The organism is Halomonas sp. GXIMD04776 (genome assembly GCF_049808615.1).
Classification (GTDB): Bacteria; Pseudomonadota; Gammaproteobacteria; order Pseudomonadales; family Halomonadaceae; genus Modicisalibacter.
This window is the reverse complement of the sequence record NZ_JBNCAN010000067.1, coordinates 1-833: the sequence shown is the minus strand read 5'-3', so window position 1 is coordinate 833 and position 833 is coordinate 1. Positions and strand designations below refer to the sequence as shown.

Genomic DNA, 833 nt, shown 5'->3' with positions numbered 1-833 from the left:
GTTTTCAGGCCGAGGAACGACGCAAGCGTTCCGGTTCGTCTGGAAACACCGACGGGAACACAGCGTAAAAGCACTGTGCCGTCACCTTAAGGTATCTCGATCCGGCTACTACGCCTGGTCGAACAAGAAGCCCAGCCGGAGGGCTTCTGAGAACGCCGATCTACTGTTAAAGATCCGCCGCGTCTACGATGACAGTAAAGGGCGCTATGGCAGCCCCAGGGTCTATCAGGCGTTGCGCCGGGAAGGTGAGAGGGTTGGCGAGAACCGCGTGGCGCGGCTGATGCAGGAATGGGGCATGAGAGCGCGTGTCATGCGGGTCTATCGGCGGATGACGAAACGTCGGGACGACTTGAAAGTGCTCCCTAATCATCGTTTGGACGTCGAAAAGCCTGTTGCGATTAATCAGCAATGGAGCAGCGACGTCACCTACATCAAGCTGGGTAGGAAGTACGTGTTCCTGGCGGTAGTTCTGGACCTGTTCTCGCGACGGGTTGTCAGTTGGCGATTGGATGAGCGCTTGAATGCGGCGCTGGCCAAGGGCGCGCTGAGAGAGGCGTTTGCGATGAGGAAGCCCAACGCAGGACTCTTGTTCCATACCGATCGTGGCATCGAATACCGAGCCCACAAGACGCAGGTGCTCCTGAATCAGAACGGTGTACGCCACAGCATGAATCGCCCGGGGCAGTGTACCGATAATGCCGAGGTGGAATCCTTCTTCAAGACGCTGAAGGGAGAATTGCTGCATGCCACCAGTTTCGTGACGATGCGGCAATTACGGAAACACATAAAAGACTATATTGAGGGCTTTTATAACAGCCAACGGCTGCACAGTG

1 protein-coding gene is annotated in these 833 nt (G+C 56.2%); it reads left to right on the top strand.

Translation table 11 applies throughout. The features are described from left to right. Positions 1-833 (top strand): IS3 family transposase (locus ACPF7Z_RS19415; protein ID WP_425194879.1); only part of this gene is annotated, 833 nt, incomplete at both ends.